Origin of the sequence: Klebsiella sp. RIT-PI-d (assembly GCF_001187865.1) — a bacterium.
In the GTDB taxonomy this organism is placed as follows: Bacteria; Pseudomonadota; Gammaproteobacteria; order Enterobacterales; family Enterobacteriaceae; genus Superficieibacter.
In genome coordinates this window covers 302,587-317,571 of the sequence record NZ_LGIT01000017.1, presented here as the reverse complement: position 1 = coordinate 317,571, position 14,985 = coordinate 302,587, and the positions used below count along the sequence as shown (strand labels likewise).

Sequence of the window (14,985 nt, the reverse complement as noted above, 5' to 3'; positions counted from 1 at the left end):
TCGAAAGAGCTTTCCTTATTACTCAGCTTCTACGAAGCTTTCTTCCGCCTGAGAAGCCAGATCCTGAGAACGGCCTTCACGAACGGTGGTCGCAACAGCGCTCAGGTACAGAGTAACAGCACGGATTGCATCGTCGTTACCCGGGATAACAAAGTCAACGCCATCCGGATCGGAGTTGGTATCAACGATAGCAAATACCGGGATACCCAGGTTGTTTGCTTCTTTGATAGCAATGTGCTCATGGTCAGCATCGATAACGAACAGAGCGTCCGGCAGACCGCCCATGTCTTTGATACCGCCCAGGCTGTTTTCCAGTTTGGCCAGCTCACGGGTGCGCATCAGCGCTTCTTTCTTGGTCAGCTTCTCGAAAGTGCCATCCTGAGACTGAGATTCCAGGTCTTTCAGACGTTTGATTGACTGACGAACGGTTTTCCAGTTAGTCAGCATGCCGCCCAACCAGCGATGGTTCACGAAGAACTGGTCGCAGCTGTTAGCAGCTTCTTTCACCGCTTCGCTTGCAGCGCGTTTAGTACCAACGAAAAGGATTTTACCTTTGCGAGAGGAGATCTTGTTCAGTTCAGCCAGCGCGTCGTTGAACATCGGTACGGTCTGCTCAAGGTTGATGATGTGAACTTTGTTACGTGCGCCGAAGATGAAAGGCTTCATTTTCGGGTTCCAGTAACGGGTCTGGTGACCGAAGTGAACACCAGCTTTGAGCATGTCGCGCATGGAAACAGTTGCCATGATTTAAAACCTCTATATAAAAGTTGGGGTTAAGCCTCCACGTATCCCATATTACCGACCCCAAAGGGCACCCCGGAATATGTGCCGATACGTGTGTGTTATTACACAAAGTGAGATTTGTCGCTTCCGTCCACCCTGTGTATTACAAATGGATCAGAAGTCCGGCGCGCTTTATACCATAAATTCGCTGCGGACACCAATAGTTGTTGGCGACATGTGCGCTTACTCATTCTCAATTTGGCAGGCGATGCCCCACGCTGTTAACATTGACATTACTAATACACAATTATTGTCGACACGCTCGACGCTACTGGACATCATCCATGGCTATTTCTATTAAGACCCCTGAAGACATTCAAAAAATGCGCGTTGCTGGCCGCCTGGCCGCCGACGTGCTGGAAATGATTGAGCCTTTTGTAAAACCGGGCGTGAGCACCGGTGAACTGGACCGCATCTGCAACGACTACATTGTTAATGAACAGAAAGCCGTTTCTGCTTGCCTGGGCTATCACGGGTTTCCAAAATCAGTGTGTATCTCTATTAATGAAGTGGTGTGCCACGGCATCCCTGACGACGGCAAACTGCTGAAAGATGGCGACGTGGTTAATATTGATGTCACCGTGATTAAAGATGAGTTCCACGGTGATACTTCGAAAATGTTTATCGTCGGTAAACCCACTATTCTGGGCGAGCGACTGTGCCGCGTTACGCAGGAAAGTCTGTATCTGGCGCTGAAAATGGTCAAACCTGGAGTGAACCTGCGCGAAATTGGCGCGGCAATTCAGAAGTTTGTTGAAGCAGAAGGCTTCTCCGTGGTGCGCGAATACTGCGGGCACGGTATCGGTCGCGGTTTCCATGAAGAACCGCAGGTACTGCACTATGACTCCAGGGAGACGGACGTGGTCCTGGAAGCAGGCATGACGTTTACTATCGAACCGATGGTCAACGCGGGCAAAAAAGAGATCCGCAGCATGAAAGACGGCTGGACGGTGAAAACCAAAGACCGTAGCTTGTCCGCACAGTATGAGCATACTATTGTGGTAAATGAGAATGGCTGCGAGATTTTGACGTTGCGTAAAGATGACACTATTCCTGCGGTGATCGCACACGACGCATAAAAGCAGCCGGAACAGCTGGCCTGATGTGGGTGACAAACCTGATTACTATTGCGAAGCCGGCTTACGCCGGCTTTTTTTGTGGTCATCATTTTTTCTTATAGGTGGCACAACGATGAGTTACATCCTTCCTGAACAGTATGCGAATACGGCGCTTCCTACCCTGCCCGGCCAGCCGGAACACCCGGGAGCGTGGCCAGAGAACGTGCTGGTATGCGCAGAAATAAAATCCCGCATCGATGATTTTCAGCGCTGGCTCGGTCAGGCTTTTGACAGCGGAATATCTGCTGAACAACTGATTGACGCGCGCACCGAGTTTATTGATCAGCTATTGCAGCGCCTGTGGCTGCACTATGGTTTCGGACAAATTGGCGATATCGCGCTGGTGGCGGTCGGAGGCTACGGTCGCGGTGAACTGCATCCACTTTCAGATATTGATCTGCTGATCTTAAGCCGTAAAAAGCTGTCAGACGATCACGCGCAAAACGTCGGCGAACTGCTTACCCTGCTGTGGGATGTAAAGCTGGAGGTAGGCCACAGCGTGCGTACGCTGGAAGAGTGCTTGCTGGAAGGACTTTCCGATCTGACGGTGGCGACTAACCTGATTGAAACGCGCCTGCTGATTGGCGATGTAGCCCTGTTTCTTGAACTGCAAAAGCATATTTTCAGCGAAGGTTTCTGGCCCTCAGCCACCTTTTTTGCCGGTAAGGTCGAAGAACAAAATGTGCGTCATCAGCGCTATCATGGCACCAGCTATAACCTTGAGCCAGATATTAAAAGCAGTCCCGGCGGACTGCGCGATATCCACACCTTACAATGGGTGGCTCGCCGTCATTTTGGCGCAACGTCGCTGGATGAGATGGTCGGCTTCGGCTTTTTAACCCAGGCTGAGCGTGCGGAACTGAACGAATGCCTGCACATTCTGTGGCGGATACGTTTTGCGCTGCATTTAGTGGTGACGCGTTATGATAATCGCCTGTTGTTCGACCGCCAGCTCAGCGTCGCCCGACGTTTGAATTACAGCGGCGAAGGCAACGAGCCGGTAGAACGCATGATGAAGGATTTTTTCCGCGCCACGCGTCGGGTCGGCGAGCTTAACCACATGCTGCTGCAACTGTTTGATGAAGCGATCCTCGCTCTGCCCGCCGATGAAAAACCACGGCCGATTGATGATGAATTTCAGCTGCGCGGAACCTTAATTGATCTGCGCGACGACACGTTATTTATCCGCGAGCCCCAGGCGATCCTGCGCCTGTTTTACACCATGGTACGCAACAGCGCGATCAGCGGAATTTATTCAACCACGCTGCGCCACCTGCGTCATGCCCGCCGTCATCTGACTCAACCGCTGTGCTATATCCCTGAAGCCCGCGCGCTGTTTTTAAGTATGCTGCGCCATCCGGGTGCCGTCAGCCGTGGATTATTGCCGATGCACCGTCACAGCGTACTGTGGGCCTATATGCCACAATGGTCGCATATCGTCGGTCAGATGCAATTTGATCTGTTCCACGCCTACACGGTGGATGAGCACACGATTCGGGTGATGCTAAAGCTGGAAAGTTTTGCCAAAGAAGAAACCCGGCAGCGTCATCCGCTGTGTGTTGATCTTTGGCCCCGACTGAATCATCCGGAACTGCTGCTGATTGCCGCCCTCTTCCATGACATAGCGAAGGGACGCGGCGGCGATCACTCGGTTCTCGGCGCACAGGACGTTCTGACGTTTGCCGAGCTGCACGGACTGAACTCGCGGGAAACCCAGCTGGTAGCCTGGCTGGTGCGGCATCATCTGCTGATGTCCGTCACGGCCCAGCGCCGGGATATTCAGGATCCGGAAGTCATTAAGCAATTTGCTGAGGAAGTACAGACGGAAAGCCGCCTGCGCTTTCTGGTCTGTCTGACCGTCGCAGATATCTGCGCCACAAATGAAACGCTGTGGAATAGCTGGAAACAGAGCCTGCTACGGGAACTCTATTTCGCGACCGAAAAACAGCTGCGTCGGGGCATGCAAAATACGCCTGACATGCGTGAACGCGTGCGGCATCATCAGCTTCAGGCGCTGGCGCTGCTGCGGATGGACAACATTGATGAAGAAGCGTTGCATCATATCTGGTCCCGCTGTCGCGCGAACTATTTCGTGCGCCACAGCCCAAACCAGCTGGCCTGGCACGCACGTCATTTATTGCAACACGATCTCAGCAAACCGATGATCCTGCTCAGCCCGCAGGCGACGCGCGGCGGGACCGAAATATTCATCTGGAGCCCGGATCGGCCTTATCTGTTCGCCGCCGTCTGTGCGGAACTGGACAGGCGTAATCTTAGCGTCCACGATGCGCAGATCTTCACCACCCGCGACGACATGGCGATGGATACCTTTATTGTCCTGGAGCCGGACGGCAGTCCGCTGTCGGCCGACCGTCATGACGCGATCCGGTTTGGTCTGGAGCAAGCCATCACACAACGTAGCTGGCAGCCACCGCAGCCGCGTCGACAGCCTGCCAAACTTCGTCACTTTACGGTTGATACCGAAGCCAACTTTTTACCAACGCACACCGATCGTAAATCGTTTCTTGAGCTGATTGCACTCGATCAACCTGGCCTGCTGGCGCAGGTCGGAAAAATTTTTGCCGATCTGGGAATTTCGCTTCATGGCGCCCGAATTACAACCATTGGTGAGCGAGTAGAAGATTTATTCATAATCGCTACGGCAGACCGGCGTGGACTTAATAATGCGCTGCAACTTGAGGTACAACAACGGTTGACAGCGGCCCTCAATCCAAACGATAAAGAGTAGTGTGTTTATTTATATGGAAAGAGTTTAACAATGCAGCAGTTACAAAACGTTATTGAAGCCGCTTTTGAGCGCCGTGCCGACATTACTCCGGCAAATGTGGATACCGTTACCCGTGAAGCGGTTAATCAGGTTATTTCCCTGCTGGACTCCGGCGCCCTGCGCGTCGCAGAAAAGATCGACGGCCAGTGGGTAACACATCAGTGGTTGAAGAAAGCGGTACTGCTCTCTTTCCGTATCAACGACAACCAGGTTATCGACGGAGCGGAAAGCCGCTACTTTGACAAAGTGCCGATGAAATTTGCCGAGTATGATGAAGCACGCTTTCAGAAAGAGGGCTTCCGCGTAGTGCCACCGGCGGCAGTTCGTCAGGGCGCATTTATTGCGCGTAATACCGTGCTCATGCCCTCTTATGTCAACATTGGTGCTTACGTAGATGAAGGCACAATGGTAGATACCTGGGCCACCGTCGGTTCCTGCGCGCAGATTGGTAAAAACGTGCACCTGTCCGGCGGAGTCGGTATTGGTGGCGTTCTGGAGCCGCTCCAGGCTAATCCGACCATCATCGAGGATAACTGCTTTATCGGCGCGCGTTCTGAAGTTGTTGAAGGCGTCATCGTCGAAGAAGGCTCCGTGATCTCGATGGGCGTTTATATTGGTCAGAGCACCCGCATCTACGATCGCGAAACCGGCGAAGTTCACTACGGTCGCGTTCCGGCCGGCTCAGTGGTAGTTTCCGGCAACCTGCCGTCAAAAGATGGCAAATACAGCCTGTACTGTGCGGTTATCGTGAAAAAAGTCGATGCGAAAACGCGTGGTAAAGTCGGTATCAACGAGCTACTGCGTACTATCGAGTAATCATCCGGAGCCGGGAGTAAAATACTTCCGGCTCTGTTTCTTAGCCCGCCCCATCCCACCCGTTTTCCGCTCATTGCTATTCACTCCCCGTCGACTTTCCGCTGCTCATATTTATTTCCTAAGACCCGGACGATCCTGATGAGTATTGCTAAGATAAAACAGGTAATTTTTTAAAAATTAAGCCATTATAAAACCCTGGGAAAGACGCTAACCTGCGATCCCACTATCACAAGACCTGATGCGCTAAATGTTAAGATAAGTAAAACTCACCGTTCTCTTTGAGGTACCGCTATGTACGACAATCTGAAAAGTCTGGGCATTACTAATCCTGATGAAATTGATCGTTACAGCCTCCGGCAGGAAGCCAACAACGACATCCTGAAAATCTACTTTCAAAAGGATAAGGGCGAATTCTTTGCCAAAAGCGTGAAGTTTAAATATCCGCGCCAGCGTAAAACCGTGGTTGCTGATGGTATTGGTCAGGGCTATAAAGAAGTACAGGAGATTAGCCCAAACCTGCGCTATGTTATCGATGAACTCGATCAAATCTGCCAGCGCGATCGCAGCGATGTCGATCTGAAACGTAAGATCCTCGACGATCTGCGTCACCTGGAGAGCGTAGTAGCTAACAAGATCACGGAGATTGAATCTGATCTGGAAAAGCTAACCCGCAATAAATAAGTTTCCGGGCCAGTAAATGGCCCGTTATTTTTTATTATTCTTTTTTTCAACGAAACCCTGTTAGCACATTTGAAATTTAGCGTATTCGTTAAGCCGACCCTCTTTTGTATTAAAAAAGGTCGACCTAATAACGGAAATTTATATCAGCAAAATTGTCTATGCTGACAGCGGCAGGGTTTAATGCTGTTCGTCCAGCTGTAGCGCAACGTACAGTAATAGCCGGTCATCAAAGTTACCCAGGTCCAGCCCGGTTAATTCGGAGATTCGGTTAAGACGATATTCCAGCGTATTACGATGGATAAATAACGCTTTTGAGGTGGCCAGCGGCTGCACATTATGACGAAACCACGCCTGTAATGTACGGCGCAATAAACCGTTATTATCCATTGCCTTAAGGCGCGTCAGCGGACGAGCCAGTTCATTCGCTTGCCAGCCGCCGCGCAGGCTATCGAGCAGCACCGGCAACATCAAATCCTGATAGAAATAACTGCGGTTTTCCGGCATCCGCTGTTTGCCAACCATTAAGGTAGTACGTGCAGTACGATACGAGCGGGCAATGCTGCCGGGACCGGTAAAAAAGTTGCCGAGCGCAACGCGAAAACGCAGCTGACCGTTCTCTTTCATTCGTGAAATAAGCTGTTCAACACGTTTACGATGGTCTTCAGCATCCCAGCGGCCAAACTGATTAAGCGCAGGTTTTAGCACTACCATTTCGGTCAATGAAACGATCGCGATGAGGTTGTTGCGCTCCGGGGTGGTGAGTGCACTCTGAAGCTGCTGAAGCTCTGCCATGGCGCTGTCGACGCCCAGCTGACCGCTATCAACCTCCAGAACGGCAACAACGCGCGGCTGATTAAGATCGATACCCAGCCTCTGCGCCCATTCGGTAAGCGCAGGCGTATGTTCCTCAGCCTGAATAAGATTCATCACCAGCTCTTCGCGCAGGCGGCTGTCCTGAGCGAGCAGGTGCATTAAGCGGGATTGCTCAAGCATCATTTCGGCGGTCATGCACACTAGTTCGCCGTATTTGCGTAGCGTTTCCGGTTCGCCGGTCAGGCCAATAACGCCGACGATTTCGCCCTCCAGACGCAGCGGCAGGTTTATCCCCTGACGTACGCCGTGCAGATGCCGCGCCACGGCATCATCGATATCGACAACCCGACCCTGAGAGAGCACCAGCAGTGCACCTTCGTGCAATTCCCCAATCCGCTCCCGATCGCCGCTGCCAATGATGCGTCCACGGGCGTCCATTACGTTAATATTGGTATCAATGATGCGCATCGTTCGCGCGACAATATCCTGCGCCATTTTGGTATCAAGATGCCAACCAGCCATAATTCCTCCCGTAAACAGCGCTCAAGCATAATGAAGATATTATACGGTCGCATTGTGCAAATGCACAAAGCCGGGCGGGGAAGTATGGAGTTGTGGAAAGGGTCACATATTAGAAGGGGAAAGGCCCTCCCCGTAGCGAGGAGGGCACACAGATTATTGCATCAACAGGTAAATAGACGTATCACCACGCTGAATGTTTAATGCCAGAACGCCAGGTTTGGCATCGAGGATTTTACGCAGGTCGGCAATGTTTTTCACCGGCTGCTGATTCGCACCCATAATCACATCGCCTTTTTTAAGGCCAATTTTTGCAGCAGGTGAATTTGCTTTTATGCTGCTTACCGTCACCCCTTTATCCTGGCCTGCATTGCTCATTTCAGCTCCTTCGATGCCGCTGAAAATGGTGCTGGAATCAACCTGGTTCTGGCTGCTCTGCTGCAGCTCCAGCGTCACGGTGACAGGCTTGCCGTCGCGCAGCAGTCCCAGCGTCACTTTGCTACCAATCGGCATAGTGCCGACCTGAGCGCGCATTGCAGCGAAGCTGCTGATCGGTTTGTCATTCAGGGAGGTGATCACATCACCTGCTTTGATACCCGCTTTCGCTGCCGCTGAATTTGGCATCACCTGGCTGACAAAGGCACCGCGCTGAGCGTCAACCTTCATCGCTTTTGCCAGCTCAGAGTTTAGCTCTGTCCCCATGATACCCAGTTCACCACGGCGGACCTGACCATACTCCACCATCTGAGCCGTCAGGCTTTTCACCATATTACTCGGGATTGCAAAACCAATACCGATATTGCCGCCGTCCGGCGCCAGTATCGCAGTGTTAATGCCAATTAGTTCGCCGTTCAGGTTCACCAGCGCGCCGCCGGAGTTACCGCGGTTAATCGCCGCATCGGTCTGAATAAAGTTCTCATAGTTTTCGGCATTCAGGCCGCTACGACCCAGCGCGGAAACGATCCCAGAAGTGACGGTTTCGCCAAGACCAAACGGGTTACCGATAGCGACCGTATAATCTCCGACACGCAGAGCGTCGGAGTCAGCAATTTTAATCGCCGTCAGGTTTTTCGGATCCTGAATCTGGAGTAACGCGATGTCGGAGCGTGGATCTTTGCCAACCATTTTCGCGTCAAGCTTACGGCCATCGCTCAGTTGCACTTTAATCGTGGTCGCGTTATCAACAACATGGTTGTTAGTCACCACGTATCCTTTGGCGGCGTCAATGATCACCCCGGAGCCCAACGCCATAAATTTTTGCTGCTGGCCTCCGCCGTTATCGCCCGGTCCACCCTGGCAGAAAGGTGAGTTCTGAAAAGGCGAACCGTCCTGGCAGAACGGCGAGTTATCACCGAAAAACTGCTGGAAATTACGCGACATACGTGGTGTATTAACGCTGGTACTGCCCTCAACGCTAATACTCACCACAGAAGGCATGATTTTTTCAAGCATGGGGGCAAGGCTCGGCATTTGCTGTGCAGTGGCCGCAGGAGAAGCGTTTGCGGGCGCTGATGACGCCGTTTCCGCTGCATTTGCAGCGACAGAGGACAATGCCAGACTTAAACTTAATGCCAGTGTACTCATTGCTAATGTGGTCTTTTTCATCTTTTTTCCGTCTCAATATCAGCTAAGATCAATCGCTGTGTCTAGTCCTGAGAGTCATTTTATAGCGCTAAGTTCCGGAACTGCACGACTGGAAAAAGTAAAAATTTATTGTCGGTCTTTACAATTCTCAACCTTATTCAACGGCCATTAATCGCCGATATTCATCCCAGGCATACAGATCGGTCATTCCACTAATATAGTCCTGAATCAGCCGACAACGATAATAATATTCCATGATCGGAAAATCTGCTGAATCGCGTTCGAGTTTGTTCACGGCATCAACGTAGGCCAGTCGATGGCAGGTCGAAAGTTTATTAAATAATCGAGATTCGATTGGCAAACGGCGCAGGCGTTCTTTTTCTACCAGTTCGCTGAAGTCAGTTAACGGCAATTGTAATAGCGGCTGATAAATCTCCAGTAGCCCACGAATAACGCGATAGCCCTGTAATTCCAGCTGTTCGACGTCAGGATGGCTAAAGACGTGCCTGACCGCGATATTTTTATACAACTCAAGGAGTTGGCTAAAATCGCTATCATCTTCCAGCAGCGCCTGATTAAATTCACCATCAAAAATTTGGGGTAGGTGCTCAATAAAGCGTGAGGCCGCGTGAGGCACCAGCTTATTAAGCGTATTTACCCGCAAATACATAAAGAACTGATCTTCAGCACTGCGGCTCAGCGAATTAGAGCGGGATTTCTCCCATGCATTTTCTACCACCAGCTCGAACAACGATCCTTTTTGATGCTCACCCCAGGCGTCATATAAATGTTGATAAAGCTGTTCAACATTAAAAATACGTTTTTCGACGGCATCTTCTAAATCAGCAACACAATATGAGATATCGTCTGCGGCTTCCATAATCCACGTTAGTGGAAAACGACTGTAAGGAGCCAGCTCCAGTTCCTGACGCAGCCGCTCAATATAGGCCTGCTCAGAAAGGTAGTAACCCGGTTTTTTCATCAGGTAAGAGTGTGAAGCGGGAATATCGCCTGCCCACCAGGCCGGTCGGGTATATTTTAGAATGCAGCCTACCTGCGCCCAGGTCAGGTTCATACGCAATAAGGCCTGCACCATGCGTATCCCCTGAGCGTTACCTTCAAAATGGCACAAATCCTGGCGCACGTTGCGGCGAAGATCGTTCAGCGTCTCCTCACCCTCACGCAAACGGAGGGTGATCGCCTGACAGCGATCGTCATCGAGCGCCTGGCTGGCAGCATCCGCAGGCTTCAGGCACTGACTAAACCAGTCGTTAATCGCCGCCTCACCAAAATGGCCGAACGGTGGATTACCGATATCATGCATCAGGCACGCCATCTCAACGATGCTTTCAAATGGTCCGGTCAGTTCATCAAGTCCGTAAGGAACCAAAAGATCCTGCTCTTTAAGACGGCTTAGTACTTCTTTCGCGATATAACGCCCGACCTGCTGAACTTCCATAGAATGGGTAAGCCGGGTACGTACTGCAGCATTACGTTCCAGCGGAAAAACCTGCGTTTTCTGCTGTAAGCGCCGGATCGCCGGTGAATTAATAATGCGTCCGCGATCGCTTTCAAAAATACGCAGGATTTCATGTTCCGTCTTCACCCCGACCGGCGAGCGATAACGACGATGCCAGTTAATTTTCCTGCGAAAATCGATGTGTGCCATATGCTCTCCCGCACGAGAAATGCGCTTCCCCTTACCCGCATGATAGACTATGCCTTTAAACATGACACATCGCGAGTAAATCAATGAAAATCGGCATTATTGGTGCAATGGAAGAAGAAGTTACGCTACTGCGTGACAAAATCGAGGATCGCCAGACGTTGACCTCAGGCGGATGCGAAATTTACACCGGTAAACTCCACGGCACCGAGGTTGCACTGCTGAAATCCGGGATCGGCAAGGTTGCTGCGGCGCTGGGAACCACGCTGTTGCTGGAACATTGCAAACCTGATGTCATTATTAATACCGGTTCTGCGGGCGGTCTGGCATCAACACTTCGCGTGGGTGATATCGTGGTGTCCGATGAAGTGCGCTACCACGATGCTGACGTCACTGCCTTTGGCTATGAATACGGTCAGATGGCGGGCTGTCCGGCAGCATTCCAGGCCGATCGGACGCTGATTGAGGCTGCTGAAGCGTGCATTAGCGAATTGAATCTGAACGCGGTTCGCGGGCTTATCGTCAGCGGTGATGCCTTTATTAATGGTTCAGTACCGCTGGCGAAAATTCGTCATCAGTTCCCGCAGGCGGTAGGTGTTGAGATGGAAGCGACGGCGGTTGCTCACGTTTGTCATAACTTCAACACGCCGTTTGTGGTCGTGCGGGCAATCTCAGACGTGGCCGATCAGCAATCTCATTTGAGTTTTGATGAGTTCCTGGTGGTGGCGGCTAAACAGTCCACGCTGATGGTCGAAACGCTGGTGCAGAAGCTGGCGCGTGGCTAATTTTTTACGCAAAGCAGCCGTCCTTCTGCTGCTGATCCCGGCATGGCTGCTCGCTGCGCCGAGGGTTATTTCGCTCTCGCCTGCCAATACCGAACTGGCCTTTGCTGCCGGGATCGTTCCGACAGGCGTTAGTAGCTACTCTGATTATCCTCCGCAGGCCGCTGAAATCGAAAACGTAGCCAGCTGGCAGGGAATGAATATTGAACGGATTGTTGCCCTTAAACCCGATATCGTTCTGGCCTGGCGCGGCGGCAATCCTGAACGTCAGGTGAATCAACTCTCCGCGCTCGGTATTCATGTCATGTGGATTGACAGTAACTCCATTGAACAAATCGCCGGGGCATTACGCCAGCTGGCGGACTGGAGTCCTGTACCTGAAAAAGCACAACAGGGCGCGCAGGCACTGCTGAATGACTATCAGGCACTTAAATCTCGTTACGCCGGCCACGCTAAAAAGCGCGTATTCATGCAATTCGGCATGACGCCTTTATTTACCAGTAATAACGCATCTATACAAAATCAGATTCTGGAAACCTGCGGTGGCGAAAATATTTTCGCCGACAGCCGCGTGCCGTGGCCGCAGGTCAGTCGTGAGCAGGTGCTGATGCGCCAGCCACAGGCCATTGTTGTCGCCGCGAACGCGGGCGAAATTCCGAAAATAACTCAGTTCTGGCAAAAACAGCTCAATATCCCGATTATTTCTCTTAACGGTGACTGGTTTGAGCGCCCAGGCCCGCGTATCATCCTCGCCGCAAAACAACTCTGCGATGCGCTCTCACAGGTAAATTAAGCATGCTGGTCTACTGGCTTGATATTATAGGTACAGCCGTGTTCGCCATCTCTGGCGTCCTGCTGGCAGGAAAATTACGTATGGACCCGTTTGGCGTGCTGGTGCTGGGGGTCGTCACCGCCGTCGGCGGCGGGACTATCCGGGATATGGCACTGGCGCACGGTCCGGTATTTTGGGTAAGAGATCCCACCGACCTGGTGGTGGCGATGGTCACCAGCATGTTGACCATTCTGCTGGTTCGCCAGCCGCGTCGCCTGCCCAAATGGATACTGCCGGTATTAGATGCCGTCGGCCTGGCCGTTTTCGTCGGTATAGGGGTGAACAAAGCGTTTCTGGCAGAAACCGGCCCGCTGGTAGCAGTGTGCATGGGCGTGCTTACCGGCGTTGGCGGCGGAATTATCCGTGACGTCCTGGCACGGGAAATCCCGATGATTTTACGCACCGAAATTTACGCTACAGCCTGTATTGCGGGCGGTATTGTCCATGCAACCGCGTTTTATAGCTTTGCCGTGCCGCTGGAAAGTGCCAGTATGATGGGAATGGTGGTTACGCTGGTGATTCGCCTGGCGGCGATCCGCTGGCATTTGAAACTGCCCACGTTTGCACTGGATTAACCGATTACGCTGCCCGAAAATGCTTCCGGGCAGGTCAGGATCATACGCTGAACGACGATCCGCACCCGCAGGTGCTTTTGGCGTTCGGGTTGGTAACGATAAAGCGAGAGCCTTCCAGCCCTTCAGTGTAATCAACCGCACCACCGACCAGATACTGTAAGCTCATCGGATCGACGACCAGACCAACACCCTGTTTTTCAATGGTCATATCGCCATCGTTGACCTGATCGTCAAAGGTGAAGCCATACTGGAAGCCGCTGCAACCACCACCGGTGATATAGACGCGCAGTTTCAAATTCGGGTTATCTTCATCAGCAATCAGGTTTTTTACTTTGCTGGCGGCTGCATCGGTAAATTGCAGGGGCAGCGCTACGTCATCACTCATTTTTTACTCCCAACGACATTGGTAATTGGGTAAATATTGACCCAACCATGTTTGGCATTATCTAATACCCTGGTAATTCGTTCAAGTATTCTCGCCTGTCGGCCGCACGGACTGTTCTGCTTCCTGCTTTGCCAGCGTTCGGGCAAGGATGGTGGAGTATAGCGGTTTTCCACCGACAAACTGGGCTAATAGTGTTGCGCCAAGGCAGGTAATAATCATTGGCAAAATGAGCTGATAGTTGTCTGTCATCTCCAGTACCAGTATCGTTCCCGTTAATGGTGCACGTACCGATCCCGCCAGCAGCGCCCCCATCCCGGCGATAGCGAACGTTCCGGCATCAAGATGATAGGCGGGAAAAATACCGGCAGCGGCCATGCCAAATGCCGTCCCCAGCAGCGTACCCAGCGCCAGCATTGGGGCAAAAATTCCGCCCGGCGCGCCGGAACAAAAGCACAGTAGTGTGGTCACCACGCGGGTGATGAAAATGACCAGCAGCACGCCGAGGGTATAATGCCCTGCCAGCGCCAGTGGGATCAGTGAAAAACCGCCGCCCGTCGCTTCAGGATCGACCAGGCCCATCACGCCGCACATTCCGCCGATCAACCCGCCCAGCAATACCCACTTTTTAATATTGCCGCCGTGAATACGGGCAAAAAGATCCTGGGTGCGTAATACCAGCATGTTGAACAGCGGGCCAACCAGACCAAAGATCATACCCAGCACCAGATACAGCCACAGCGTGTTGACCGGCGCATCACTCAGTTTACCCACGTCGATCACCGACCCCTGGCCGTTAAACAGGCGAAAGACGATGCTCGACATAATGACCCCGGTAAATACTGCCTTAATGGAAATCAGGCTATAGCGAAACTGAGGGCGCATTTCTTCGAGAATAAACAAAATCCCCGCCAGCGGTGCATTAAAGGCAGCCGACAGCCCTGCCGCCGCCCCGGTTGCCAGCAGCGTATGACGCGCTTCACCGCTGCGCAGCCGGGAAATATCCAGTACCATGCGGCCAATGTTACCGCCAATTTGCACCGTTGGGCCTTCACGACCCAGCACCATTCCGGCTCCGAGGGTGCCTATCCCGCCAATAAATTTGGCCGGCAATACCCGCCACCAGCGTACAGGGCGCAGCTCTTCCAGCGCGCCTTCGATTTCAGGAATGCCTGAACCGCCGGCCTCCGGGGCATAGCGCCGCACCAGAAAATAGCCGACCATGGCGAGCAATGCGGATAACATAAACGCCAGTGGCCAGCGCCAGACGCTGTCGCTGGCCGTTTCGGCAAGCAGGCTCAGTCGCATCGCCTGCATGCCATTAACGGCCCTTTCAAAAGCGACGGCCGCCAGGCCTGCAAGGATACCAACCAGGGCCGCCAGCAACAAAACGGCAAGGGGTGTTTTGTCGCGTCGTAATAGCTGACGGATTTGTTCACCGCGTCTTAAACGGCCAATGCGCTGGTTTTTCAGGGAGGTGTTTTCAACGTTCATGATTAATCATTTCAGGGTAAGACCAATTCCGGAACCGCATTGTACCCATGCATTGACTAAAAATCCCTCTTAAAACGTGTTGTTTCAATTGGGCAAAACTTTCGTAACCTTTCTGGAATACTTTAGAATAGAGTTGATTAACTTTTCGATAA

The 14,985-nt window shown here is 52.2% G+C and carries 13 protein-coding genes; 7 read left to right on the top strand and 6 right to left on the bottom strand.

From position 1 onward, the window contains the following. Positions 1–18 precede the first annotated feature (18 nt). Positions 19–744: a 30S ribosomal protein S2 gene (gene rpsB, locus AC791_RS18770; protein WP_049841997.1), complete on the bottom strand. Its 726-nt coding sequence runs from the start codon at positions 742–744 to the stop codon at positions 19–21. 323 nt (positions 745–1,067) lie between these two features. On the opposite strand from rpsB, the gene map reads away from it, so the two are divergent. The 4 genes from map (at position 1,068) to AC791_RS18750 (ending at position 6,186) form a co-directional block, all read left to right on the top strand. Further along, complete coding sequence (map, locus tag AC791_RS18765) at positions 1,068–1,862, top strand: type I methionyl aminopeptidase (protein WP_049841996.1); 795 nt, start codon at positions 1,068–1,070, stop codon at positions 1,860–1,862. Between the two features lie 112 nt (positions 1,863–1,974). Further along, positions 1,975–4,650, top strand: a complete 2,676-nt coding sequence (gene glnD / locus AC791_RS18760; RefSeq protein WP_049841995.1) for a bifunctional uridylyltransferase/uridylyl-removing protein GlnD — start codon at positions 1,975–1,977, stop codon at positions 4,648–4,650. Positions 4,651–4,680: 30 nt separating this feature from the next. Further along, entirely contained in the window at positions 4,681–5,505 is an 825-nt protein-coding gene (dapD, locus tag AC791_RS18755; protein ID WP_049841994.1) for a 2,3,4,5-tetrahydropyridine-2,6-dicarboxylate N-succinyltransferase, read from the top strand. Between the two features lie 291 nt (positions 5,506–5,796). Then, positions 5,797–6,186 carry a DUF3461 family protein gene (locus AC791_RS18750; RefSeq protein ID WP_049841993.1) on the top strand — a complete coding sequence of 130 codons (390 nt, stop codon included), beginning with the start codon at positions 5,797–5,799 and terminating at the stop codon, positions 6,184–6,186. 177 nt (positions 6,187–6,363) lie between these two features. On the opposite strand, the gene cdaR is transcribed toward AC791_RS18750, so the two are convergent. The 3 genes from cdaR to dgt all read right to left on the bottom strand — a co-directional run bounded on the left by cdaR (position 6,364) and on the right by dgt (position 10,771). Continuing rightward, positions 6,364–7,521 (bottom strand): DNA-binding transcriptional regulator CdaR, encoded by a 1,158-nt coding sequence (cdaR, locus tag AC791_RS18745; protein WP_049841992.1) that lies wholly within the window; start codon positions 7,519–7,521, stop codon positions 6,364–6,366. Between the two features lie 153 nt (positions 7,522–7,674). After that, entirely contained in the window at positions 7,675–9,123 is a 1,449-nt protein-coding gene (gene degP / locus AC791_RS18740; protein ID WP_049841991.1) for a serine endoprotease DegP, read from the bottom strand. A 133-nt stretch (positions 9,124–9,256) separates the two neighbouring features. Next, a complete protein-coding gene (gene dgt, locus AC791_RS18735) occupies positions 9,257–10,771 on the bottom strand; it encodes a dGTPase (RefSeq protein WP_049841990.1) in 1,515 nt (504 codons plus the stop codon). An 83-nt stretch (positions 10,772–10,854) separates the two neighbouring features. On the opposite strand from dgt, the gene mtnN reads away from it, so the two are divergent. The 3 genes from mtnN to AC791_RS18720 are packed head-to-tail and all read left to right on the top strand — an operon-like array spanning position 10,855 to position 12,957. Then, positions 10,855–11,553 (top strand): 5'-methylthioadenosine/S-adenosylhomocysteine nucleosidase, encoded by a 699-nt coding sequence (gene mtnN, locus AC791_RS18730; RefSeq protein ID WP_049841989.1) that lies wholly within the window; start codon positions 10,855–10,857, stop codon positions 11,551–11,553. Then, positions 11,546–12,343, top strand: coding sequence for a vitamin B12 ABC transporter substrate-binding protein BtuF (gene btuF / locus AC791_RS18725; protein ID WP_049841988.1), 798 nt, complete (start codon positions 11,546–11,548; stop codon positions 12,341–12,343). The genes mtnN and btuF overlap by 8 nt, the downstream gene beginning before the upstream one ends. A gap of 2 nt (positions 12,344–12,345) precedes the next feature. Beyond that, positions 12,346–12,957 (top strand): TRIC cation channel family protein, encoded by a 612-nt coding sequence (locus AC791_RS18720; protein ID WP_049841987.1) that lies wholly within the window; start codon positions 12,346–12,348, stop codon positions 12,955–12,957. A gap of 40 nt (positions 12,958–12,997) precedes the next feature. Here the strand turns inward: AC791_RS18720 and erpA are convergent, their stop codons facing one another. Both erpA and clcA read right to left on the bottom strand, forming a co-directional pair. After that, positions 12,998–13,342, bottom strand: coding sequence for an iron-sulfur cluster insertion protein ErpA (gene erpA, locus AC791_RS18715; protein WP_049841986.1), 345 nt, complete (start codon positions 13,340–13,342; stop codon positions 12,998–13,000). A gap of 81 nt (positions 13,343–13,423) precedes the next feature. Then, the gene (clcA, locus tag AC791_RS18710) at positions 13,424–14,833 is read right to left on the bottom strand and encodes a H(+)/Cl(-) exchange transporter ClcA (RefSeq protein ID WP_049841985.1); all 1,410 of its coding nucleotides are present in this window, start codon (positions 14,831–14,833) and stop codon (positions 13,424–13,426) included. Positions 14,834–14,985 lie beyond the last annotated feature (152 nt).

Excerpts from the sequence above, each read along its gene's own strand:
- mtnN (WP_049841989.1), top strand. The coding sequence starts at position 10,855 with ATGAAAATCGGCATTATTGGTGCAATGGAAGAAGAAGTTACGCTACTG.
- AC791_RS18720 (WP_049841987.1), top strand. The coding sequence starts at position 12,346 with ATGCTGGTCTACTGGCTTGATATTATAGGTACAGCCGTGTTCGCCATC.
- map (WP_049841996.1), top strand. The coding sequence starts at position 1,068 with ATGGCTATTTCTATTAAGACCCCTGAAGACATTCAAAAAATGCGCGTT.
- dapD (WP_049841994.1), top strand. The coding sequence starts at position 4,681 with ATGCAGCAGTTACAAAACGTTATTGAAGCCGCTTTTGAGCGCCGTGCC.
- glnD (WP_049841995.1), top strand. The coding sequence starts at position 1,975 with ATGAGTTACATCCTTCCTGAACAGTATGCGAATACGGCGCTTCCTACC.
- rpsB (WP_049841997.1), bottom strand. The coding sequence starts at position 744 with ATGGCAACTGTTTCCATGCGCGACATGCTCAAAGCTGGTGTTCACTTC.
- degP (WP_049841991.1), bottom strand. The coding sequence starts at position 9,123 with ATGAAAAAGACCACATTAGCAATGAGTACACTGGCATTAAGTTTAAGT.
- dgt (WP_049841990.1), bottom strand. The coding sequence starts at position 10,771 with ATGGCACACATCGATTTTCGCAGGAAAATTAACTGGCATCGTCGTTAT.
- erpA (WP_049841986.1), bottom strand. The coding sequence starts at position 13,342 with ATGAGTGATGACGTAGCGCTGCCCCTGCAATTTACCGATGCAGCCGCC.
- cdaR (WP_049841992.1), bottom strand. The coding sequence starts at position 7,521 with ATGGCTGGTTGGCATCTTGATACCAAAATGGCGCAGGATATTGTCGCG.
- AC791_RS18750 (WP_049841993.1), top strand. The coding sequence starts at position 5,797 with ATGTACGACAATCTGAAAAGTCTGGGCATTACTAATCCTGATGAAATT.
- clcA (WP_049841985.1), bottom strand. The coding sequence starts at position 14,833 with ATGAACGTTGAAAACACCTCCCTGAAAAACCAGCGCATTGGCCGTTTA.